This is a genomic window from Mycoplasmopsis caviae, assembly GCF_024498215.1.
Taxonomy (GTDB): domain Bacteria; phylum Bacillota_I; class Bacilli_A; order Mycoplasmatales; family Metamycoplasmataceae; genus Mycoplasmopsis; species Mycoplasmopsis caviae.
The window spans coordinates 675,721-699,609 of sequence record NZ_CP101806.1; the positions used below are offsets into that span (position 1 = coordinate 675,721).

Consider the following 23,889-nt stretch of genomic DNA (forward strand, 5'->3'; position numbering starts at 1 on the left):
AATCTATTTCTTTCCCTTTCTTGCTTTTGGATCTCATATTTTCTTTCAACTTTCGCCTAGTGATTCACCTTTAATTTGACCGCCTTTTTTAATAGAAGCATCTAATGAACTCTTTAATGTATCATCTGCATCTCTATTTCTATCACTTAAGCCAACTTTACCATCAGGCGTAGCAGCAAAACTACCTTGCCCCCTTAAAACATTGACATTAGTGTTGTGGTTTTCAGACACAGAACCTTTTAGTTTCTTCTCACTATTTCTACCTAGTCTAGCATCTAATACGCCGTTCATTTTATCTCTTCTTGCTGTTAATTCTCTAATTTGGTCATCTGTAAGGTTTTTATTATTAATTTTCTTATTTAATTTATTTGATTTTTTTGCTAATTTAGCATCACTTGTTTTTGATCAGCCTTCATTTTTGCGTAATTCTTTCTCTTGTTTCTTGTTTTCTTTTTCTTGTAGATGGTTTTCTTTCAATAGATTCTTTTGTGATTTATAGTCTTCTTTTGAAATTAAACCTGCTTTTTTTGCTTTATTTAAGTTGATCTTATCTTTTGCTTGCCTTGCGCCAAGTTTGCCATTTTTAATGAATCCACCAGTTATTTTTGCAGCACTTGATGCACCTTTTACTGCTTTATGTGCAAATTTCGCGGCTGCAACAGCACCACCACCAAGAGCAATTGCTCCACCAATTACTCTTTTTGTTTCATTTAAGGTGTCTTTTGCAGATACTGCTTCTCCAAGAAACTCTCCAACTATTGATGATGTTGTAGTTGCTGCCATAGCACCACCACCTAAAATTACAATCATCAATATAATTTTCATTGCAAAGTGAACATCAGGCAATTTATCTACTCATTCAATAGATCTTTGTATGAAAGCAGAAAAAACTTGAATTGAAACAAGAAGTGAAATAATTACAAAACTCTTCCGCATATATAATTGTTGTCAAGTTCTCATTTTTGCACCATCATCACTAATAGCACTAGCAGCTACAAAAGGAGCAATTATGAATAAAAAGAATTGTTGAAAGATCTTTTCCATTAATGAAATAAGACCCATAATAAGTGGATAAAGAGTTCCGGCAGCTAGCGCAAAACCTAGGACAATAACAATTGGTCCAAAACCCCACTCTGTATTGTAGTAGGCTCCAAAGGAAATTTTGTACCTTTCAGGTCCAGGTTTAGTAAAACTCATTCATTCACTTTTTGAAATATTTCATTTCTTTTGCCACAATGCTTCAAAAATATTATTGGATATTTCTGATCCATCTTCTCCTACTATCAAAACTAATAGGATATTTATAAAAACACTAAACAAATAAATCAATATTGGTAAGCCGACAAGTCATAAAGTCGCTATAAATGAATATTTAAAAGCAACTTTTACTGGGTTGGGTTCTCCATCTCTATGAAAGTGTAACCGTATACCACTAATAGCCAATAAAACAGCAAAAACAACAATACTTATTATTGCTAATCTTAAAAACAATACAGGCATCTCTGCCTGATTGAATGATTCATTAAAACCAATGCCAAAAATTAAATATTGTGGCAATTTCATTGCTATTAATGAATAAATTTGAATGATTAAAATTATTGCTATGAGTGGTAAAACAACAAATGGATATCATCCCATTAGAAAAACACCATAACAAATTTTGTTCATTAATCACGCCATATTTTTACCTTTATAAATATTAAATTTATTTATTACTTATTTGGTTGTGGATATACTCCCGGTAACAATTCTAATAATAAGACTTGAAACACCCCATAATATCGCTATACCTAAAACAAAGAAAAAGAGCCATTTTATTTTTCTTAAATTTGCTTGTCTTACTTCTTCGCTTTCACTTGTGCTTGCTTTAAATAGAGTTATTCCACCAATAATGATTATTGCTAAACCAACAAGACCCATAAGTGTCCCTAAACCAATATTTATATATTTTTGAACTGCATCAACAAGATCTTTTAGGTTTTTCCCTAAGTTTTCGGCTCCAACATTTGGATCTACCGAAGTTTGCTCATATCAAGGTGTAATTTTTAAGTTCATAAATTATCTATCCTTTTCTTACATCTTTTGTGATGATGATTCACTAAATTCAATTGATGAAACTAATGATTCATCTTCAATTTCATCATCATCATCATCATCATCTTCATCTCCAAACATAAAACCAAATTTACTTTGTTCTCGTTCTATGGTTGGTTGTTCAATTTGAACTTCTTCACTTATTGGTAATTCAGCTTCTGGTTGTTCTGTTAAATTAGGTTTAGTATCTTCTGCTTTTTGAGAAATCTTTGCTTCAATATATTCTTGGTGTTTTTGAAATGTTTTGAGATCTTCTAATGGACTTTCCATATTAGATTTAAAGTCAAATGTATTCTCTTGATTCTTCTTACCATATGTAATACCCATTAATTGGTCTATATAAACAGAATTTCTTTGTAGCATTTTACCAACAACGTTTCATTCATCACGGCTCATTGCCATTGGCTTACCCATTTTTCAATTCTCAGCACGGGCTAATTTGCCATCTTTGTCAAAGAATAATTGAATGCTATCAAGTTCTCCATTTTTGATATTAAGTCAATAATGTTTAACTTTTTTTACTTCTCCTGTTTCACTATTTACAATATCACTATTGCGCAATGCTAGTTTTTGTTTAGTGCCTTTACTTTTTAAAATGTCTTCAATCGGTTCATATTTTCAACCTTTTTCCTTATATCTTTTGGCAGTTTCTTCATTGTGTCTTCAATATAGTTTCTCATTTCACTTATTACCTATAAAATATGTTCTTTGATTTTCCTTAAAATTTGTTTCTAATTTAGAAATAAATTCTTCCTTATTAAAAGGTTTTGCATTTTTATCTGTTGCTTCAGTTGTTATTAATTCTTCTTTTTTCATTTTATTTTTCTCCTTATTAACTTCTTTTAAAGTCTTTTCTTTTAAATATTCTTTTTCATCAAGTGTGTCATAATTTACATCGTTGTCATCATCATAACTTGATTCTGTTTTGGTGTCATTGATAGATGGTCCAAATCTTTTATTGATTTCATTAATGACTTCATCATCTTTGCCATCCTGTAATTTAGTTCTATAAATCTTCATTTCTTCTGCACTAATTTCAACTTTGGCATAGATGGAAGCATCTAACAAACTCTCCAAACCAAATCTAATTTGATGCATTTGTTCAACATCAAATTTTGGATCGGCATATTTAGAAACATCTAACTTGTTTTGTTGACCTAAACGAATTTCGCGCATTTGGTCGGCATCAAATTCAACCTTAGAATAAATAGAAACGTCAAGTCCATTTTCTAACCCTAAAAGTATTTGTTCCATTTGTTTTGCACTAAATTTAGGATCTGCATAATGAGATACATCTAAACCACTTATAAGTCCTTGTTTAATTAAAAACATTTTATATCCATCAAATTCAGGTCTTGCGTAGTATGCAACAGAAATCTTTTGTTCTATACCATCTCTAATGAACATCATTTGTAAAAAATCAAATTCAGGTCTTGCGTAAATATCCACATTTAAGCCTAGCCGAAGCCCAGTTTTAATTTCCCGCATTTGGTCGCCTTTAAATTTAGGATCTGCATATTTAGAAACATCTAACTTGTTTCTTAAACCACTTCTAATTTGGTTCATTTGATCTCAATTAAATTCTTCCTTAGCGTAGATAGTTACATCCAAATTTTGTGCAACACCAAGTTTAATCATCTCTATTCGATGGTTATCAAATTTAGATAAGTCAATATTTAGTTGTTTAATCTTTTCTATGATTTGAACATCTTGTTCTTTAAGCATTTTGTTTCTAATTTCCTGCATTTGAGAGTTGTCGTATTGTTGTAATGCATATTTAGAAACATCAAGATTTCATTTCAATCCTTTTGCAATTTGTATAAGACATAAAAAGTCAAATTCTTTAACATATGGCGCTATGTTAACTTCATTATCGTCAAGTTCTCATTGAATTGCTCTCATATCATCGGCAGTGTATTTAGGGTCTGCATATATTGATACGTCAACACCACTTTTAAGTCCTAAACGGATTTGTTTCATTTGTCATACATCAAATTTAGGATCGGCATAAATGGAAACATCCAAATTTCTCACAAGTCCTAAACGAATTTCTTCCATTTGCTCTGCATAAAATTTAGGATCGGCATATTTAGAAACATCTAGGTTATTCTCAAGACCCCATTGAATTTGTTTCATTTGTTCAACATCAAATTTAGGGTTAGCATAATATCTAGGATCTAAACTTTTTTTAAGACCATCTCCAATTACTATGAATTGTTCTTTCGAATAGAGTGGCTTCCTAACTATTTTTTGTTGCTGACCTTGATTTCACTTGTACTTATTGTTGTAATTATTGTAATTGTTATATCTGTTGTTATACATTAATTACTATTACATCCTTTGTGATGATGTTTCACTAAATTCAACAGATGAAACTAATGATTCTTCTTCATTTTCACTATAAGGTTCAAATTCATATAGTTCGTTTAGTGTAAAATCACTCAATGTATAATTAAGAATTCCAATAAACTTCCTTGGAAATAATTCTTCAATTCCGTTCTCATTTCCATTCATTTCAACATATGTAGTGTCAATTGATTTATTAACAACATCACTAATTAGCCCACGACTATAATTACTATTGAATAGACCATTTTCCATCACATCTTCTTCAACAGAATCACACAATTCATCGTAAGGAACAATCATATTGTGTTCAAATATTTTTTCGCCTACGTTTTCAATTGTGTTTAATATTTTTTCTAGTGCTTGTTCATCTTTTGTGTGATCAAGTAATGAAATAAAATTTGTTGTAAATGTTTCAACAGGATTTATGTTTTCAGGTTTAATTGTTGGCAATTGTTCAATAACTTTTGAATATGCACTAGTAATTTTTTCTTTTTCTCCTAATGTTAAAAAGTGGTAATGTAAACTAATTTCATCTGCTTCTTTAGCACTTTTGAAAATGCTTTCAATTTTATTAATGTAATTTTCTTTTACACCTTTATCATCAATTGAATTAGCAATTGACTCAAGTGTTGAAATATCAAAATTACTTTTGTTGTACTTTAGTATGTTTTTTATTAATTTTTCATCTTTAAATATTTTCATAAATTATCTATCCTTTCTTTACATCCTTTGTGATGATGTTTCACTAAATTCAACAGATGAAACTAATGATTCTTCTTCATCTTCTTCATTTCCAACTTGTTTCATATCTAATTTTTCATTTTGACTAAAGAAATCATACAAGTCATAATCATTAAAGAAATTAATAAATTCTTTTGGTTTCATTTCCTTAATTTCATTATGAATATCGTTAACTTGAATATACTCAGTGTTGAAAGGTTTCGTCATAATATCAGTTAAAATATATTTAAATTGGCTTTGTAATCCATTTTCCTTTAAGTCTTCATCAACTACTTCATAAAAATATCCTTTTTCATAAATACCGGCATCATTCATAACATCTATTGCTTCCATTGAAGATAGAATTTTCTTCAACGCCTTATCATCTTCTTTATAATTACCAAGTTTGGGCAAGTTAGTTACAAATGTTTCAATGCCATCAATGTCTTCTGGTTTTATAGTTGGAAGATGTTCAATAACGCCTATATAGGTCAATTCAATAACATCAATAGCAACATTAGTTAAATCAATTTCAATTTTTGATCTATCAAAGTCCCCCTTATTATTGCCCAAATCATCAAGGTATTTGAAGATATTGGTTACCTTATTAACATAATTTTCTCTAATTTTATTATTAGCACTAAGATTAGCGATTTTTTCAAGTGTTTTTAAATCCACTTTACTTTTGTAGTATTCTAATTTTTCTTTTATTAATTTTTCGTCTTTAAATATTTTCATATTTTCTCCTTAATTTAGATTGTTGTATTTGTTCCAAAAACTTCATTAAAGGCTTCCTGGCTTGTAAAACTATGAATAAGTAATGATGAAATCATTAATAATCCCAAACCTGAAACAACGGCTATAATTAAAGCAATTTTTCATCCAGGATAGAGTGATCTAAACTTACTTCTATCTCTTTTATCTTTACTAAAACAATCTTTATAATCTCTAAATATTGTTACCATTGATGAGATAAAAATAATTAGTAAGAATAGAATACAAACAATAAAACCAGATACAATCATAGTTTTCTCCTTTAATCAAATTTTGAATAAAAAAATAACAAAAAATAATGAACCTATATTTATATAAGTTTCACTACTTTTTGTTATAAAAGTATTTATATTGTTTTTTAATATAGTCTTGCACTTTGTTCAAAACTACGACAATGAATTTGGGTTTTATAAAGTTATTTTATCTACTCAATGTCTTCACTATTACATTGTTCAATAAAATTTTCTAATTCTTCCTGCACAATAGGAGAAGTATCATCCAAGACTGCAAAATGGAAAGGTTGAGATTCTTCAGTTTTTACAATCTCTTCTCTTAAATATTCAATTTCTTCTTCTTTTAACTTATTAGGGTCATATTTTAAAAATGCCCTATTATTATCAATTGATATCATTAATTTACTCCTTTCATTTTCAATTGAATTTATCCTTGAATTCTTTGGTTATAAGGTTTCATTTAGCAATTGCTTCTTCTTCACTAATAACATATGGCTTTTCAATGTTATCAACGTGTTTAATGTTTGCTCAAATCATTTCATATTTATCTTTATATGATTCTACAAAATTCTTTTCTAAATGTGATTTCATCACTCTATGATTGTCAATCATAGTTCACATTGGAGCAATTACTTTATGATATTGATAATGTGCTCATCGATAAGTATCTCTAAAGTCAGTGGTAATAGGGTTTCCATTAAATTCCCCTTTATATTCGCTTCCACCTGGAAACATTTGCAAGTCAATTTGTTCTCTTTTAGGTTCCGCACAAAAGCCTAAAATTTGTTCAAGTTTTAGATAATCTAATAATGCTTTTTCTAAATCTTCTACTATTGATTGCAAACCACTACTATCAATATTATCTTTAAGCGACTTACTTTCATCACTAATACCGGTGGTATTATTTGGAAGAACACTTTCACTAACTTTCTTGCAGAATTCTAAATATTTAATTAACATATTTCATTGAACTATTTGCATCCCAAATGATGAAGTATTATTTGAAATGTTTCAGTCAATAAAGCACATATCTAATAAGTGTTTTTTAGGATCAAGTTTCTTGCCATAAAATTCTCTTCACAAGAATAATTCATTTTTATCAAAACGACTTTTAATATTTAATGTACGTTCAAGTTTTCAATAAAGAGTTGCATATGTAACACCAGCAGATTTGTTTCTATTCTCACTATCTAATGGAGAAAAACCTTTAAACTCTTTTCTACCATCTCTATATTCCTTTACAACTTCGCCGAAAACAAAGAGAGCATCTTTCTTATTCATTTCATATCAATCGTCAGCTTGTGCATTAAAAAATTTACCAATAAAAGTTTCTCCATTCTTAAACAAATCATTTAATTCACTTGCTTTTAGAATATCCAATATCTTTGTAACCATAGTATGATATTCAACTCAATTAATAACTTCTTTATTATCCTTTGAGTGGCTCATCATAGTTGTATGATAAGGGTCTAATGCTCTAATATAATTTGATATCCTTGCTATTGTTGGAAAAAAAGCACTCCAAAGGTCTTCAAGTTCATAATCTTTCTTTTTAGGTATTCAACTTTTGAAAACTTTTGCATCATTCTTTAGCAAATCATCAGCATAGTTTATAGTGTTTAAATCATAAGTGTCTTCATTAGCAATATTGTACTTAATGCCATTGTATTCAAATGGGTTTTCAGTAGGTTTAGTATATCCCCTATCAGGGTTGTTATTGACATTAGGATTAGTGCTTTCATCAACATTAGATGGATTTTTCTTATTAGGAATTGCAGGCCCAAACAATTTAGAAAAGTAACAACTTTGAAGAGTTAAAGGAGTTAAGCATAAAGGAGTAATTGCTCCTAAACTAATAATTTTTTTTATTCTTTTATTCATAATTACCCCTTGCAAATCTTGTAATATTATTATATCATAAATATATGTTTAAATTTTTACAAAGTAAAAATTATATGGTAACATTTTCACATAAGTTTTGATTATTTTTGTCTTCTTTGACTTTCTTTTATTTTTTGTTTTTAATTAGTGCAAATTGTGGATGCTCAAATATTTTTATCAGCAACCAACTTTTTTCTAATTTCTTCCATCTTTTTTCAATTAAATTCTTTCTTTGCGTATTTAGAAACATCGATATTTTGTTCTAGCCCTAATCTAACTTGTCGCATTTGCTCTACATTGAAATTTCAATCGCAATATAGAGAAGCATCTAAGTTTTTTTCGATGCCCAGTCTTAATTCTCGCATTTGTTGTCAACTAAACATAGAATCTCCATACCAAGGTAATTCAATTCCATTTTGTAATCCATATCTTATTTCTCTCATTTGCTTTCAATCATAATATGGTCAATGAAAATGTTCAACAGGCAATTTTAAGAGTAAGCCTTTATATATTTGCGATAATTGTTGTTTATTGTATTTATTTATGTTTACTCTATATTCATCAAATATTGACTTGTTTTTATAAAATAAATTAAGCATTTTATTCATATTATCTCCTTTAAGCCTGTTTTATAGGCTTTTTAGCACATTTACAAATTTATTATGTATTACATATTTTGCCTTTGGCTTCACTCAAGTTATTTTTATTTTTTATCTTTGTCATATTTATAAGTAAATACATCAATTAATAATCAAAGCAAGAAAAGGAATATACATATTATAGAACCAATTGCAACATATCTAAATATTGGTTTATTTCCAATATAGATATCACAAGCCATCATTCCAATTACTATCAAAATAAGTAACCCAAGTATTAAACACACAATAAAAGGGTGTTGACTTATATTAAATATTTTTTTAAATTTCTTCATAATATTTCTTTCTAAAACACCTATAAAACAAGTGTTTTAATCATTTTCAATTAAACTATATTCTTGTGTTCAAACACAAACATCATCAAAACAATCAGGACAACAAGCAAGTTTATTTCAAGTCTTTAATTCTTTGCTAGAAACTAATGACTTACATCTTACACAAATGTAATAAATTTTATTCAGCATCATCAATCACTTCACTTTCTTCTTGCTCTTCTTTTTTAACTCTCTTGCGTTTGCGAAGTAATAATATGTCATTTATCATCATAATTCCATATAAGATAATCAATATAACAAGACCAATAGTAATAAATGTAAATATTTGTTTATTAAGCAATATTAAAAATGAAGATATGATTGTTAAAATTACAACAACAATAAAAGGTATATAAAGCACTTTATCTTTAAACACAATTTCTTTTAATTTACTTAATCATCTCATAGTTACCTTTCTTTTTTGGAGAAAGTTTTTGCCTAATACACCTACGAAATAGAGTTCTATATTTCTTATCCTTAATTGATAATCAAAACAATTTTCTATTTATTTCTTTCATTTCCTTACTAGATAATTTTGGATCAGCATATTTGGAAACGTCCAAACCAGATAAAAGACCTAAACGGATTTGACACATTTGAGCACCACTATATTTAACATCTGCGTATTTTGAAACGTCCAAATCTTGCATAAGCCCTATTGTAATTTGATTCATTTGTTCTCAATCAAATTCAGGCTTGGCATAGATGGAAACATCTACTCCTTTTTCTAAACCAAGTTGAATTTCTTTTAATTGTTTTTCATTAAAAATAAGTGAATTTTCTTTAAATTTTAATAATTGTGTATTTAATTCTTTCATACTTTTTCCTTAAAGAAATTTATTATTAATACCTATAAAACAGGTGTTTTAGTAATTTCTTCATATTCAATATTATTTTTTTCTAACCATTTTTTATAGTTATTTGTTGTTAATCATTTCTTTTTAATCTTTAATCTTTGATCATCATTTGAAATATTGATTTTTAATCTAATGGAACTAGAATTTATTAATAATATAGTTTCCCCTTTGCTATATAGAAGTAGTGAAACAATTGTAATAAATACACTTAATTCAATGATTTTCAAAAATGCAAGTAATAATAATATTATTGATGCAACCAATTTACAAATTAACAACATTAAAAATCAAAAATTGTAAATTGATATTCTAATTACTCTTTCACTTTTTTATGTTTCATTTTTTATCCATTTCTATTTATAATTTAAGTATGCAAATAACATTATTATTTTTGAAGAATTCAATTTGGTCATTATTGTTTTGTATTTTTCAATTATTTTTAACTTTTTATTTCTTAAAAAGACATAATAATTTTTTAAACATTGCACAACAGATATAATGAATATTTATGAATACAATAGAATAAAAGAAATTTAATAAGTTCTATTGCTTATTCTTTTGTTAGTATATTTATCTGGTTTGGTCTTTTGATCTGTATTATGGATCAAGAAAACAAAATTAATGATATTGAAGATCTATCTAAATTAAATGTTAAAAGGAAATATTAATTATTTTAGAATCTAAAATAAGCATAGGTGCATATTCACTACCGATAATTAAATTTCTTTTTCCACTTTATAAATTTTTTGTTATAAAAAAGGTGAGATATAACAAATAACAAAACTATAAACTACCTTTATTAATACCTATAAAACAGGTGTTTTGGTAATTTCTTCATATTCAATATTATTTTTTCTAACCATTTTTTATAGTTATTTGTTGTTAATCATTTCTTTTAATCTTCTTTCTATCTTCCATTGATTTAATACTAATATAAATAAATTTTGAACATTTAAAATATAAAATAGTTTGTAAGGGCAAAAATAGTATCAAAATTAATGAAAATGATAATAATATAATTTGGTAAAGGTGTTGCTTAAATAAATAACAAGAAATAACACTTATAATTATTGAAGTAAGATGAATTAGTAATAAAACAAGTCATTTTACATTAATTAAAAATTTTGGAGGTTTAATCATAATAACTCTTTCTTTCTTGCGTTGAACATCACTTCAACTTATAGCAATATTTGCTTACTTTTTAATTGGTATATTTATGCTTATTCTCAAAAATAAACATGAGAATGATGGTAAATATAAAGTTAATACAGAAGAATATGAAAAAACTTTAAAATATTTTCTTATTAACTCTGGTATTGATTTAATTGTTTGAATTGCCTTTATATCAATTGTTTCATCTATTGAAAATAATCTTATTAAACTAGACAAAATTGCCAATAAAAATTACCACGATTTAATAGCAATGTTTCTTAATACATCATTTATAATTTTCGGTTATACAATTGTTGTAGGGCAATTAATTTGACCAATTTTTAAACACATAGTTAAAAATGCCACTTAAAATCTGCATAGTCCATAAGGACTATTTTTATTCATCTCTATTTCGTTTTCAAAAGCAAAAGATTTCAATAATAATTTCAATTAACCAAATAAACCACATATTAGCCATAACTAAATGCCAATTTCTTCATCAATAAATACTTTATTAGGACACTGACTACAATTAATAAATGAATCTCATATTTGATTAATATTAAACTCATTAAGTGTAATTAGATTTTTGGAACAATTATGACACACATAAAAATTATGTATTTTCACACTTCTCCTTAATAAGACATTGTGCTATTTGTTTTTGTTAAATTTTCTGCGTCAATTTGATCCTTTTGTTCCAATAAATTTGCTAGCAAAAAATTTTCGACCACACTTACCACTTCCTTTGAAACTTCACTAACATCAGTAATGAGTTTCTTTTTATCTATTGTTGATGTATTCATAATTCAATTGCCTAAAAAACCAAAATTAACTAATTTTGTTTCTATTCCAAAAGTTTTGCAGATTACATAAGAGCCTAATTCTGCTAATAATTCACAACTTGGGTCGCTTAATTTTGAATAATCGTGTTTTAATATGTAATGTATATATTCGTGTGCTAGGACATTAATTTTTGAAATTATATCTAGTTGATCATTTAGAAAAATATCTTTAAGATTGGTAAATCCTTGAACATCGTTTAATTTATTGCTTTGGTGGATTTTAAGGGTATCCTTATGTCTGGTTTCAATTGATGATTTTAAAGCATTAAAAACGTTTAAAACCTTATTATTTCTTTGTTTATTGTTGTTATCTTTAACAAAGTTATCTATGAAATAATTAGGATATTCACTTTTACTTAATGTTGTTTGAGAAATATCATATACATCTCATAATTGGAAATATCTATAAGTTTTTAATTCAATATCCGCTTCTAACGATGCACTGCTTATTTCACAAGGTACAAATATTTTAATTGGTTTTTCTCCATCTTTAATCTTTACATTATCAATATTTTCTCAAGCACTTTTAGGCTTAACAAGAGTTGCTTCTGGTTTCTGGTTATAAATTAAAATAAGGTTATTAAAAGAAAATTTATTCTTAAACTTGATAATAAAATTTAATAAGTTACTCAACTTAACAGAGTCTGTAAAATAATCATTAATTAAATTATTAATATCATTAATGTACTCTGCACATATACTAGTTTCTAATTTACTATCATTCATAAAAACTATTGTTTTTGAGAACTAGAAGATTTAAATTCAATTGAAGAAGCGATTGATTCTTCTTTTTCTTGTTGTTCTCTCAATCTTTTCTTTTCTTCATCAAGTTTTTCATATTTTTCTTTACACATTGCACATAATTTATCTCACATTACTCTACCATTAATTTTAGGGTCGGCATATGATTCTCAATCAATTCCAGATCTTATGCCTTGTCTAATAGCCATCATTTGCGTAAAGTCATATTTTGGATCTGCATAATGAGATATGTCTATTTTCTTTCTTAATCCTGCTCTAATTTGGTCCATTTGAAAATTATCGTATTGATGTAAAGCATATTTTGAAACATCCACTTTTTGAACCAAACCTTGTCTTATTATAGACATTTGACCTGAATTAAAACCTTGCTCGTGGTATTTCATAATATTAATCCCATCTTCTAGCCCCAATCTAACTTGTCTCATTTTAAGTCAACTTAAATCAGGTAATGCATAAATGCTAACATCAACCTTACTATATTGCAATCCATAAATGATTTCTCGCATTTGCTTTCAATCAAAAACAGGTTCTTTAAATAGTGAAATATCAACATTGTTTTTTAAACAATATTTGATTTGCTTCATTTGATTACAATCATATTTAGCATCCGCATATTTAGTAACATCAAGGTTGTCTTTTATACCGTCCCTTATTTGTTTAATTTGTCAAATGTTAAATTTAGGATGTGCATATAATGAGATATCTTCTCCTAATTCAAAACCTGCCTTGATTTCTTCTAATTGCATATCATTTAGATCTTTAACATTAACCTTTAATTGTTTTAATTTATTTAATAACTTGTCCATAATAAAACTCCTTTAAGTCTTGTTTATTAAATTTTACTCTTTAAATTAACATCTTCTCTATCATTACTATTTGCACTAAATAATAAGATAGTATTTAATTTCATACTTGAAGCAACAACGCTCATAGGATATGAGAGTATTTCTTCATTAAATTTTGAAGCATTAGCATTGTATAGTCTTCTAGCAGATGCAATATTGTTTTCACACTCTACAATTTGATTATTCAAATCTTTAATTAGTTCAACACTTTTAAGTTCAGGGTATGCTTCAAATTGAGCCATAAATCTAGTTAATAATGGAGCACTTTGCTCTTCAATCTCAATTCTTGTTTCCATTGCATCACTTGAAGTATTATGAGAAGTGTCTTTTGACAATGATTTAATCTTCTCAATGTTTGAGCGATATTGAGCAATTTGGCTCATAACATCCTTTTCAAACTTCATATGTGAACTAAGTGCATCAACCAATTTAATAATTGTCTTTGCCCGTTTAGTTAATTGAATATCAATTAGTGATGCATTATTACTTATTTGCATTTGTTTAGTTTTAAAATAGTTAACTCACTTAATATGAAGAAAAAAAGGAATAATAAAGATAAATGATAAGTACCAAATTATCTTTCCAAAAGTATTAACTTTTACCTTAATTTCTCTAGTAATTGTTTGTGGATTATGAACATTGTTCTCTATTTGAATTGTGTTATCTTTGCTATATAAATTGGCCATAATTTATTAACTTCTTCTTTCACTTTTCATAACCATTAAAAGGTTTATCAACAACTTTAATTTGCAATTTATTTTTAGATGGTATAAATAAGCCATAAACACAAATATTGCGTGATTTCTTTTTTGATGAATAATCAAAACAAACATTTAATGGACATTGTTTAATAACTCTTTTATTTATTCCTATCAACCTATCATAAATTTCGTCTTTTGATAATCTTTCGTTTGAGAAGATAAAGTATTCTATATAGAATTCATTTTTATAATTTCAACCAAAAGAATAGTCGTTATATATTGTTTCTTTTGTATAAACAAATGAACTACCAATTTCATCACTTGCGCATTGTGGACAATGCACTAATTCTCCTTGCAAATCATTTTCATATACAACGCCTTCTTCTGCGTGTAATGAATATCTATATCTTGTTTCTCTTCAGTTAATTAAACTCATAATCCACCTACTTTGTTCTAAATACTTTTGCTAATAAATCACTTACACCAACACTAAAAGAATCTTGTGGCTTAACCACTGTATAAGTTAATATAATTGCTGCAATAGCAGTTATAATAAGTGCAATACTTAATAATCATAAGAATATAGTTTTAATCATTTTTAATTTACCTTTCTTGTCTTTGATTGTATTTTTATCTTTCATAGTTGACACACCCCTATTCCTGTGGTCTATATTGTTCGATGCTATTTATTAAAAGATTTTTTCTTACCTCTTCCATTTCTTCATAAGATAAATCTTCTTTTGCATAAATAGAAACATCCAATTTGTCTTCTAGCCCTAATCTAATTGATCTCATTTGAGAACTATTAAATAAAGGATTAGAATAAATGGAAACATCAAGTTTACTTTTTAAACCTTTTCTAATCTCTTGCATTTGTTCCCAACTAAATTTAGGATTTGAAAAGTATGAAATGTCCAACTTATCTTTTAGACCTTGCTTAATTTCTCTAATTTGTAAACTATCATAGAAATCATTAATGTTCATACCTAACTTAATTAATTTTTTATTTATTTTTTCTAACTTATCCATATTTTCTCCTTTAAACTTGTTTTATAGGCTTTTTAGTAATTTCTGCAAGCATTTTTTTTCTTATATTTTTCATCTGCTTTCAATCATATTCAGGTTTGGCATATTTTGATACATCTAAACCTTTTTCTAGTCCTTGTTCAATCTCCCACATTTGTTTTTCACTATATTCAAGCTTAGCATAGACGGAAACATCTAAACCCTTAATAAAACCATAATAAACAACTACCTGTTGAGCATTATCCAAATCTTTTAAATTAATGCCTTGCTCTTCAAGTTTTGCACTCATTAATTGATTTCTCATATTTCCCATTTGATCGGCACTGAACTTAGGGTCAGCATAAATGTTAATATCAACTCCGCCTTTTAAACCATAGCGGATTTGTTCCATTTGCTCTGCATTAAATTTAGGGTCGGCATATTTAGAAACATCTAAGTTTTTCAAAAGACCAAAAATGATTTGTTCCATTTGCTGCCAACTAAATTCCGGATTGGCATAGGTGGAAATATCTAAATTCAATACAAGACCACTATTAATTAGTAATAATTGAAATCGGTTAAATTGACTTGATTTATAACCTAATTTTTTTAATTCACTTTTTAATTGATTATTGATATTTGACATAAAAATCTTTCTAAATTATTAAGCCTTTTTTGATAGGCCTTTTAGCACATTTGCAAATTTATTATGTATTACATATTTTGCCTTTGGCTTCACTCAAGTTATCTCATCTAAACAATAACGAGTACAACATTGATAATTACCGAAGCGATATATACTATATTCATTCTTATTGCGTAAATCACTTAAACAATTTGAACATTTTTTATTCATATAAAACCTTTCTACATTACTTTCATTCTTTGGAAAATAGTTTCAATCTCATCATCTATATTTTGATTTTGAATAGAATGCTCACTTGTATCTATATTTTCTAAATCAACTCTAATTTGTTCCATTTCTTTAGAACTTAATTCACTGTTGGCATATTTTGATACATCAAGTCCACTTTCAAGTCCTTTGCGAATTTGGAACATTTGGTTATTGTCAAATTCTTTTTTAGCATATATACTTACATCTAAGCCATCTTCAAGTCCATATCTTATTTCTCGCATCTTATAATAACTAAATTCTGGTTTGGCATAATAACTAATATCTAAGCCTTTTTGAATTCCTTCACTAATTTCGAATGTTTGATGAATATCAAATTGACTTCAATCAATGTCAAATTTTTTACCATTATCACTCATATTTCTCCTTAATTTATTCACTCAATATTGCAACCACTTCAACTTTTAGTCTTTGGATCAAATATTGAATTTTTACATTTAACATATGTCTTGCCATTGCTTGTTACTTTAATCATTCTTGCTTCATTACATTTAGAACAATAATGATTTGGACTTAATGTTTCTTCTTTCTTAAACTTATCACTATATTTTTCTTTAAGGCTGTTAACTAACCTGTCAATATCAAAATTTAATTTCTTAAATAATTCCTTTCAATTAGTTTTATTAGTAGCAACTAAATCAAGTTGCTTTTCAAAGTTTTTAGTAAAGTCATAATTAATATAGTTACTAAAATGTAAATCAATTAATTTTGATAATTCTTTACCGCTTTGACTTAACTCTAATTGATTTTTACTATTTAGTGTGGCATATTTGCGGTCTAAAACAATCTTTGAATATGATGAATAAGTACTTGGCCGACCTATTTCTTTCTTTTCTAAAATGTCTAGGATATCACTTTCCTTATATAAAGCTGGTTGTGGATTAGTTAAGTATTCTTCAATGCCTAATTTAGATAAGTTATAGGTTTTATTAACTTCAAAATTAAAGGTCAATAAACTTTCTTCGCTTGAATTAATATCTCCACACTTTTCTAAATATTCCTTGAAGCCTTTATTTACATAGCGACTAGTTTTTCCTAAATAGTAATAGCCACTTAACTCATTAATAAATAAGTATTCTGTATCTTGCTTAATTGCATCATTTAAAAATTGAATTAATGTTCTATCTCAAATTAATTTATAAATTTTCTTTTGTTCATCATTAAGCATTAGATATTCATTAGAATTAAGATTTCTTTCCAAGTGAGCAATTCTTAAACACTCGTGTCCTGCTTGTGCCGATTCTTTATTTTGATACTTAACTAACTCGTTTCTGGTCTTACCTAAACCAAAATTACTAATTGTATAATCCTTTAACTCATTCTTAAAATTGTCATTAATAGTCATACTATCTGTTCTTGGATAAGTGATATAACCTTGCTCATAAAGATATTGCAAAATACTAGTTGTCTTTGATGGACTAAATTTGAATTTCTTGTTAGCATCCATAAGCAACTTACTTGTTATATAAGGCTTATCAGGTTTAATAGTTCTTTGTGCTAAATTATTGATTGCTAAACATTTAACCCTACGATAATCATCTTTAAACTCGTTGTTATAAATAGCAATTTTGCTCTTATCATATAATTCAAAGTAAACCTTTTCCTTGTCGTTTAAATTATTTATATGACTTAATGCAAGTTCATTTCTTTCATTATCAACAACGGATGACTTAATGATATTTTTGTAAATTGGAACTGAATTTTTAATTTCATTATCTCTATCATTAAGCATTTTAACAACTACACTTTGAACCCTACCAATTGAAGTAGCATTAGAAATTTTTGATGCTACCCTTGATGACTTGTAACCAAAGTCCTTATCGTAGAGTTGTCTAACAAATTGAGCATAAACTAAATTAGTGTCAATATCTCTTGGATTATTAATTGCATTAGTGATTGCACTCTTTGTAATTTCATTATAAGATATGCGTTTAGCCCTATTTTTGACACTTCTTGGCAAGTGTTGATAAATATGTCATCCAATGGCTTCGCCTTCTCGATCTGGGTCGCTAGCAATATAGATGTTTTCATAGTTATCTATGTCTTTAATGGCATTATGTCAATGCTTTTTACCGTCTTCACTATATACAAAGATAGGGTTAAAATTTTCATCAAAACCAATGCCATCAACTCCATCATCTGCTAAATTAGTAAAGTGCCCCATTGTGGCTTTAACATCATAATTGTTACCTAGTAAGGATTTAGTAGTTTTGACCTTACCAGAGCCTTCGATTAAAATCAATGATTTCTTCATACTTTTCTCCTTTTCTTTGTAATAGCCAATCATATCTTTCATTGCTTGACTTAATGGCATATTTGCTCCTTTTGACTATTTATAAAATTAGTTGATGAATTAACAATATCTAAAATTAATTTTGTAGGTATATTTGACCTTTGATTGTAATTACCATATGTGTAATACTTACTATTACCCCTTATGGATGAGTTCCTTAATAAATTAAGGGTTATATTAGAAAAGAATTTTGTCGGTTTTAGCGAATAACTTTGGTCATAGTTTGAATAATAAGTGCTGTTTAAAATCCCATCTAAACCGTGATGATTAATAAGAAACTTTCAAATATGAGATTGGTATGGATTTTCAATTACTCACACATCAGGTTTAAAATAGTCAATAATTAACTTTGTAGCACCCGCTGTACTTTCTCCAATAACTCTATTAATTTCTTTTTTCATAAAATTTCTTCTCTTATTTTTTGTTGTTTGCTTATCTTTGTAATATTGGAAATTATGAACTCTTCAATATTCATTATTAATGTCATCTCAAATTGCTAGTGAGCAATCTGCACGACTTCAACTCTCACAGGGGGGGGGATGCGAGAATGATATTTGGTTTAGGCAATTGACTCTTTAATTCTTTAAGTAAATTCAAATTATTTAATGACAAATCGATTCTCTTGTAATTTTCTATATCCTTAATATCATTAATGCCAACAGGATAAACTTCTAAATTTTCATTATCCTTTAATGATTGATAATAGCACATATTACCATCATCATATAAGGCTCATACTATGACTTTCTTATTCATTTTTCTCCTTTGGATTTTTGTGAATACATACAATGTTTTTACTTACAATTTTGTATTTTGCTAATTCTTTATCAACAATATCAAGTGTTTCAATTTGTGCTTCTTCAACATTCTCAACTTTTTCTTTTTCTCCAAAAGTAATTATTTTCATACTTTGAAAATTTCAAGAAGTGGAATTATCTAATTCTAATTTTTGCTCTTGGTGGTTATATGTTTTTAGGTGTTTTAAATATTGTCAAGCGGGTATAGGTTTAATAGCAATTGGTTTAGTACCACCGGAAAGAACAATCATCATAGATGGGTCTTTATATTTAATTTCTCCAACAGACATTAATCTTTCCTTTTGTGTTGATGTTGTTACAGATTCACTTTTTTCATTAACACTTTTGCTTTCTTTTGTTGTTTCTTTATCTCCTAGCATCTTTGAAAAACTTTCTAATGTGTTTTCATTATTAGTTTCCAAGAAGTAAGTTAATCTTGCTTGTGATTTAATAACAACATCTTCTTTTTGACCACTATTGTATTTTGCTAATTGCTCGTAGTCTTGCAGAACTAGCAAGAAGAAAATTCTTCTACTCCGTGAAATAGACATTCAGTTACCTAACGGCTGTAAGATACCAATTGAGTTAAACTCTTCAAATAAAAAGTTAAGTGGTCTATTAAGTTTCTTGCTAGGCAATGAATTAACATAGTCTAATGCAGTTTTATAAACTTGACTAATTAATATAGGTATTAAGAATTGAATATTATCCTTATGGTCAGGGAACTTAATGAAAATTGCATATGGTTTCTCACTACTAATAATTTCACGTAGTTCAAAATTATCACTACTTGTAATTCGCTCAACAATTAAGTTATTACTAAAATCACTCATCACCTTAACAGCATTAGTTAAAAAACTTGTTAAGGTTTCTGGTGCAATATTAATGAAAGAACTAATTCCGCTTGCCAATTTATTTCAATAAACATTTTTGTTTTTATTTTTACCTGTTATTTCAATTCACTTGCCTTTTTTAAAAGTTTCAACATTTAAAAACTTGTTAATATTTGAAAAGTTGAAGTATTTCAATTCAAAATTTTTGTTCTCTAGTGAATATAAAATTAAAAATTTAAGAATTAAAATGATTAGGTTTTTGGCTTGTGGCACTCAAATATCTTTATCTCCATTAGCAGGTCATTTAAGAGAGTTAACTAACTCACTAATTTCCCCATAGCCATCACTATAATCTTGTTCAGTTAACTCTTCAACAGGTTTAGAGTGAAAGATATCTCATACTCTTTTAAGTGGATTTCATTTAACAGAATTATCAGGGTCATCTAAATCAAAAAGTTTAATTATGTAACCATTTTCTTTTAAAACTTCTCCTGTTCTTTGAAGAATGTCCCCTTTTGGATCGGTTACAACAAAGCAAGGTCGCTTTTCTTCTGGTAGTTGAGCATTGCGAATAATGTTAGGTATCAAAATTTTTTCAGTCTTACCACTGCCCGCAATTCCTAATACTATTGCGTGAGAATCGGTCTTATTAACAACATAACCTTTTTTTGGCCCTAAATAACCAAAAATAAAATTTGGTTCATCATTACTAAATTGTTTCTTAAATTCCTTAAATGTGCCTGATTTGTCATTATCAAATTGATTATATGTTCAATTAAGTTCATCCTTATTTTTAAAACTTCATATTCAACTTCAAATAATCTTCCATCTAAAAAACACAAATAAAGCAACAGGTCCTAAAATCATTGTTAATATCACATAAAGTCTAATTTTTGATGATGTATTATAAAATGTCATAACATCATTAATAAAACTTCTTTGTTTAGAGAATCAATTCCCTATTAATTGTGTATCCTTTGACAAAGTTATTGAACCAATAGCACCTAGAAGAAAGAAAAGCAATATTGGAACAAGAATAAAGCACAATATGGCTAATATTATGGTTGATACCTTATCTCTATTTTCCTTAAAAAATTTCATAATTTAATACCTTTGCCTTTGTCTTTCAATTTCTTCTAATAAATGTTTTCTGTAATTTTTTAATGCTTGAATTTTTCTTTTAAATCAAACTCTATCAGCATCTCATTTTCATTTTTCAAGCAAATAACCTATTGATCAACCACTTTCATATTGATTATCATTATTTGGTTTAATTTCTTCAATTTCCTTTACTTCATCGCTAATGCAAAACTTAACAATCAAGTTTCCAATTTGTGAATCAAATTCTTCTCTTTCTTTCTCTAAAAAAATTAATTTTTGATTTTCTACAAATGATGAATCAAATTTTATATTGTTGAGTTTTTTAAAATAGTGATTATATTCATCACATTTTTTAGCAAAGTCTTCATCATTGTTTTTTAAATAATCAAAGATTTTTCAAATTGAATTTTTAACTTCATCATTAGCAATTGCATAATTCTTATTTTTGCTATCACTGTAAAATTCTTTAACTTTTGAAATTTCATTTAACATTGCATAATCTCTTTTAGGTTTAGCAATTAGTGAGCGGATTTCTTTTCTTAAATCTCAGGTTTCTTTTTTAATTTTGAATAGTTCATCATATTCCTTATTATTTTTTAGTCTACTTTGTAATACGTGTTGAAAGTTCTCTGGTGATTTTTTTGAAAAGTTACACTTTTGTTTAAAAACCAATTCCCCATCTTTGTTAATATGCTTTGGATACTTTTCTCAAAAAGACAAATGAATATGTGGATGTGATGTGTTAGTATGAATTGTTCAATGCCCAGTTATATTGTGCTTATCTAAATTATTAGCCCTTAACAAATTGCCTAATGCATAATTTAATTCTTCATTTCACTCATTCTTATCAATTAAAAATGAACTCCTACCTAAATCCCCTGGATTAATAATCATTTCTCATATTGCTTGATCTTTTGATATTTTTGATACTTCTTTAAGTTCCTGCTCAATATCCAGGTCTTTTGGTTCTTCTGCAAATAATCTATACAAACCACTATGTGTATTTTTAAAGTTTGTGTTATTTTCCTTTGTTTTAGAATTTAAAAATTCACTTCAACTTATATTAGAATTATCAAATTCATTTTTTAATTGTCTTTTTGTTGTGTTATCTCCTTGCAAATAAACTGCACTATTTCTTGTTATGTATTTAAGGTGTGAGCCTGAAGTATAAAATTCTCAATTATGAACTTCTTTTTGTCCATTACTAACTTTTTTATCTAAATCTTTTTTACTTCATTCTAAACGAACATAGAAATCTTTCATTTTATGCCACCACCAATACTAATTGATGTAACCATTGACAACTGGCTAATAAAACCCAAATTCATTGCCTTTAATAAAAAAACAATATATTTTCAGAAACTGTTAATGATTTAATGAAATTAATTTGCTTTGTGAAATTAAGTAAAAAAAGTGATGTGATAGGCTACAAAACAAATGAAATGACTAACATTAAAATTTAAAGAAAAGCAAGTTACAATTTTGAAAACTTTAGCCAGTTGTCAATGGCTACAAAATAATTAATAAGTGTAATTGTTAGATATATGTTTACTTGTTATTTAATGCTTCTTATATATTTAAGAATTCTATTATCTACACTTTAATAAATTCCTTTAACTAATGCACTTATTTTTGCCACTATTACATAGTGGATAAATTTTTAGTCAAAAATTTAGGTAGAAAAAGATAACAATGCATTACCAAAAACTAGTAAACGCAAATTTACCAATAAAATCTATGAATCATCTATTGTAACAAGTTAAAAAGCCATAGTCTTATTTCTTCAACTACTGCAATCTACACTTCTAACAAATTCCTTAAAAAATATAACTTGCCACAATATTAACTTGTAATGTTCTAACTTTCATAAAGTATTTTGAAGTTAGTTTTCGAATATGTTTATTATCTTTCAATTTTTTAACTTTGGCTTTTGTATTAAACAATTTCTTATAATCAACATCCAAGAACTCTGCATATTGCTTTAACATCTTATAAATTGATGTCTTTGACATCCTTTTAAAAAAGTTGTTTTGTAAAACAATTGTAGAGTTTTTTGAAATACTAAACTTCTTACCTTTTATACTTTTACTCTTTCATTCAATTAAGAGTAAGTTTTCCAAACTTCTTAAACTAAAAATAAATACTTTCTTTCAATGAAAGGGATGGTTGAGTTTTAGATATCTCTCTTTTTTCAAATTTAAAAAAGTTTTATTAATTTTTACATTGCCAAAATTGTCAATGAAAATTAATTCCTTTTTAGCAAGATTTTCGATTGCTACTCTTAATGATGTTCTACTAAAATGTTCTAACAAAAAGTCTATATTGATAAACTTCTTTTTAGCACCACTTTTAAGTAGAAAGCAAAAGACAAAAAATGATAATTTAGAATTTAAAAGTAATTCATAAACTCTAAAAGATAAATTAATCTTTCACTTCAAAATTTGGTTAACAATATCGCTACCAAACTTTAAATACTTTTTGTTATTAATGGCATCTCAAAAATAAAAATCGTTTTTGCTTTTTCAAATAGAAGATTGAATTTGTGCTTCGCTAATGAACTTAGTTTTTATTTCTTCATTATCTAAAAGTTTGTTTGCTCAAACACTCATATATTCAACCACCTATCACTTATTGCAATTAATAACTTTTACACTTTAAGAGAAAGGATTAAAAAAACAACCAAGCATAACGCTTGATTGCTAAATTAACATTACCACCGAAAATGTCCAGATCCTAAAAAATGTTAATAGCACATGATAAT

The 23,889-nt window shown here is 27.1% G+C and carries 27 protein-coding genes; 1 reads left to right on the forward strand and 26 read right to left on the reverse strand.

Annotated elements, in window-relative coordinates; genetic code table 4:
- Positions 1 to 3: 3 nt before the first annotated feature.
- The 13 genes from NPA07_RS03240 to NPA07_RS03300 all read right to left on the reverse strand — a co-directional run bounded on the left by NPA07_RS03240 (position 4) and on the right by NPA07_RS03300 (position 10,162).
- The gene (locus tag NPA07_RS03240) at positions 4 to 1,680 is read right to left on the reverse strand and encodes an Mbov_0396 family ICE element transmembrane protein (protein ID WP_126118528.1); all 1,677 of its coding nucleotides are present in this window, start codon (positions 1,678 to 1,680) and stop codon (positions 4 to 6) included.
- A gap of 36 nt (positions 1,681 to 1,716) precedes the next feature.
- Positions 1,717 to 2,055 carry an Mbov_0395 family pilin-like conjugal transfer protein gene (locus NPA07_RS03245; protein WP_126118527.1) on the reverse strand — a complete coding sequence of 113 codons (339 nt, stop codon included), beginning with the start codon at positions 2,053 to 2,055 and terminating at the stop codon, positions 1,717 to 1,719.
- A gap of 18 nt (positions 2,056 to 2,073) precedes the next feature.
- A complete protein-coding gene (locus tag NPA07_RS03250; RefSeq protein WP_174705412.1) occupies positions 2,074 to 4,416 on the reverse strand; it encodes a hypothetical protein in 2,343 nt (780 codons plus the stop codon).
- A 9-nt stretch (positions 4,417 to 4,425) separates the two neighbouring features.
- On the reverse strand, positions 4,426 to 5,145 hold the full coding sequence (locus NPA07_RS03255; protein ID WP_126118526.1) for an Mbov_0392 family ICE element protein: 720 nt from the start codon (positions 5,143 to 5,145) through the stop codon (positions 4,426 to 4,428).
- Between the two features lie 18 nt (positions 5,146 to 5,163).
- Positions 5,164 to 5,901, reverse strand: a complete 738-nt coding sequence (locus NPA07_RS03260; RefSeq protein ID WP_126118525.1) for an Mbov_0392 family ICE element protein — start codon at positions 5,899 to 5,901, stop codon at positions 5,164 to 5,166.
- Positions 5,902 to 5,915: 14 nt separating this feature from the next.
- Positions 5,916 to 6,188 (reverse strand): hypothetical protein, encoded by a 273-nt coding sequence (locus tag NPA07_RS03265; protein WP_126118524.1) that lies wholly within the window; start codon positions 6,186 to 6,188, stop codon positions 5,916 to 5,918.
- 173 nt (positions 6,189 to 6,361) lie between these two features.
- Positions 6,362 to 6,568, reverse strand: coding sequence for a hypothetical protein (locus NPA07_RS03270; protein WP_126118523.1), 207 nt, complete (start codon positions 6,566 to 6,568; stop codon positions 6,362 to 6,364).
- A 4-nt stretch (positions 6,569 to 6,572) separates the two neighbouring features.
- Positions 6,573 to 8,051 carry an MAG3960 family lipoprotein gene (locus NPA07_RS03275; protein WP_126118522.1) on the reverse strand — a complete coding sequence of 493 codons (1,479 nt, stop codon included), beginning with the start codon at positions 8,049 to 8,051 and terminating at the stop codon, positions 6,573 to 6,575.
- Positions 8,052 to 8,191: 140 nt separating this feature from the next.
- Positions 8,192 to 8,659, reverse strand: coding sequence for a hypothetical protein (locus NPA07_RS03280; protein WP_126118521.1), 468 nt, complete (start codon positions 8,657 to 8,659; stop codon positions 8,192 to 8,194).
- Positions 8,660 to 8,754: 95 nt separating this feature from the next.
- Positions 8,755 to 8,985, reverse strand: a complete 231-nt coding sequence (locus NPA07_RS03285; protein ID WP_126118520.1) for a hypothetical protein — start codon at positions 8,983 to 8,985, stop codon at positions 8,755 to 8,757.
- A gap of 178 nt (positions 8,986 to 9,163) precedes the next feature.
- Positions 9,164 to 9,430 (reverse strand): hypothetical protein, encoded by a 267-nt coding sequence (locus tag NPA07_RS03290; protein ID WP_126118519.1) that lies wholly within the window; start codon positions 9,428 to 9,430, stop codon positions 9,164 to 9,166.
- Positions 9,414 to 9,842, reverse strand: a complete 429-nt coding sequence (locus NPA07_RS03295) for a hypothetical protein (protein ID WP_126118518.1) — start codon at positions 9,840 to 9,842, stop codon at positions 9,414 to 9,416. Before NPA07_RS03295 ends, NPA07_RS03290 begins: the two co-directional genes overlap by 17 nt.
- A gap of 32 nt (positions 9,843 to 9,874) precedes the next feature.
- On the reverse strand, positions 9,875 to 10,162 hold the full coding sequence (locus NPA07_RS03300) for a hypothetical protein (RefSeq protein WP_256553108.1): 288 nt from the start codon (positions 10,160 to 10,162) through the stop codon (positions 9,875 to 9,877).
- Between the two features lie 875 nt (positions 10,163 to 11,037).
- On the opposite strand from NPA07_RS03300, the gene NPA07_RS03305 reads away from it, so the two are divergent.
- Positions 11,038 to 11,403 (forward strand): hypothetical protein, encoded by a 366-nt coding sequence (locus NPA07_RS03305; RefSeq protein WP_256553109.1) that lies wholly within the window; start codon positions 11,038 to 11,040, stop codon positions 11,401 to 11,403.
- Positions 11,404 to 11,671: 268 nt separating this feature from the next.
- On the opposite strand, the gene NPA07_RS03310 is transcribed toward NPA07_RS03305, so the two are convergent.
- The 13 genes from NPA07_RS03310 to NPA07_RS03370 form a co-directional block, all read right to left on the reverse strand.
- Positions 11,672 to 12,604, reverse strand: a complete 933-nt coding sequence (locus NPA07_RS03310; protein WP_126118515.1) for a hypothetical protein — start codon at positions 12,602 to 12,604, stop codon at positions 11,672 to 11,674.
- Positions 12,605 to 12,609: 5 nt separating this feature from the next.
- Complete coding sequence (locus NPA07_RS03315) at positions 12,610 to 13,446, reverse strand: hypothetical protein (RefSeq protein ID WP_126118514.1); 837 nt, start codon at positions 13,444 to 13,446, stop codon at positions 12,610 to 12,612.
- Positions 13,447 to 13,472: 26 nt separating this feature from the next.
- Positions 13,473 to 14,171, reverse strand: a complete 699-nt coding sequence (locus NPA07_RS03320) for a LemA family protein (RefSeq protein ID WP_126118513.1) — start codon at positions 14,169 to 14,171, stop codon at positions 13,473 to 13,475.
- Positions 14,155 to 14,622: a hypothetical protein gene (locus tag NPA07_RS03325; RefSeq protein WP_126118512.1), complete on the reverse strand. Its 468-nt coding sequence runs from the start codon at positions 14,620 to 14,622 to the stop codon at positions 14,155 to 14,157. Before NPA07_RS03325 ends, NPA07_RS03320 begins: the two co-directional genes overlap by 17 nt.
- 7 nt (positions 14,623 to 14,629) lie before the next feature.
- Positions 14,630 to 14,827: a hypothetical protein gene (locus NPA07_RS03330; RefSeq protein ID WP_126118511.1), complete on the reverse strand. Its 198-nt coding sequence runs from the start codon at positions 14,825 to 14,827 to the stop codon at positions 14,630 to 14,632.
- A gap of 13 nt (positions 14,828 to 14,840) precedes the next feature.
- On the reverse strand, positions 14,841 to 15,215 hold the full coding sequence (locus NPA07_RS03335) for a hypothetical protein (RefSeq protein ID WP_126118510.1): 375 nt from the start codon (positions 15,213 to 15,215) through the stop codon (positions 14,841 to 14,843).
- A gap of 10 nt (positions 15,216 to 15,225) precedes the next feature.
- Positions 15,226 to 15,837 carry a hypothetical protein gene (locus NPA07_RS03340; RefSeq protein WP_126118509.1) on the reverse strand — a complete coding sequence of 204 codons (612 nt, stop codon included), beginning with the start codon at positions 15,835 to 15,837 and terminating at the stop codon, positions 15,226 to 15,228.
- Positions 15,838 to 16,058: 221 nt separating this feature from the next.
- The gene (locus tag NPA07_RS03345) at positions 16,059 to 16,463 is read right to left on the reverse strand and encodes a hypothetical protein (protein ID WP_218017469.1); all 405 of its coding nucleotides are present in this window, start codon (positions 16,461 to 16,463) and stop codon (positions 16,059 to 16,061) included.
- A gap of 8 nt (positions 16,464 to 16,471) precedes the next feature.
- Positions 16,472 to 18,418, reverse strand: coding sequence for a type IA DNA topoisomerase (locus NPA07_RS03350; RefSeq protein ID WP_126118507.1), 1,947 nt, complete (start codon positions 18,416 to 18,418; stop codon positions 16,472 to 16,474).
- Positions 18,409 to 18,798, reverse strand: a complete 390-nt coding sequence (locus NPA07_RS03355) for a hypothetical protein (protein WP_235659560.1) — start codon at positions 18,796 to 18,798, stop codon at positions 18,409 to 18,411. Before NPA07_RS03355 ends, NPA07_RS03350 begins: the two co-directional genes overlap by 10 nt.
- Before the next feature lie 347 nt (positions 18,799 to 19,145).
- A complete protein-coding gene (locus NPA07_RS03360; RefSeq protein ID WP_126118506.1) occupies positions 19,146 to 21,128 on the reverse strand; it encodes a type IV secretory system conjugative DNA transfer family protein in 1,983 nt (660 codons plus the stop codon).
- A 3-nt stretch (positions 21,129 to 21,131) separates the two neighbouring features.
- On the reverse strand, positions 21,132 to 22,391 hold the full coding sequence (mobP3, locus tag NPA07_RS03365; protein ID WP_126118505.1) for a MobP3 family relaxase: 1,260 nt from the start codon (positions 22,389 to 22,391) through the stop codon (positions 21,132 to 21,134).
- 554 nt (positions 22,392 to 22,945) lie between these two features.
- Positions 22,946 to 23,737: an MAGa4850 family ICE element protein gene (locus NPA07_RS03370; RefSeq protein ID WP_126118504.1), complete on the reverse strand. Its 792-nt coding sequence runs from the start codon at positions 23,735 to 23,737 to the stop codon at positions 22,946 to 22,948.
- Positions 23,738 to 23,889: the final 152 nt, after the last annotated feature.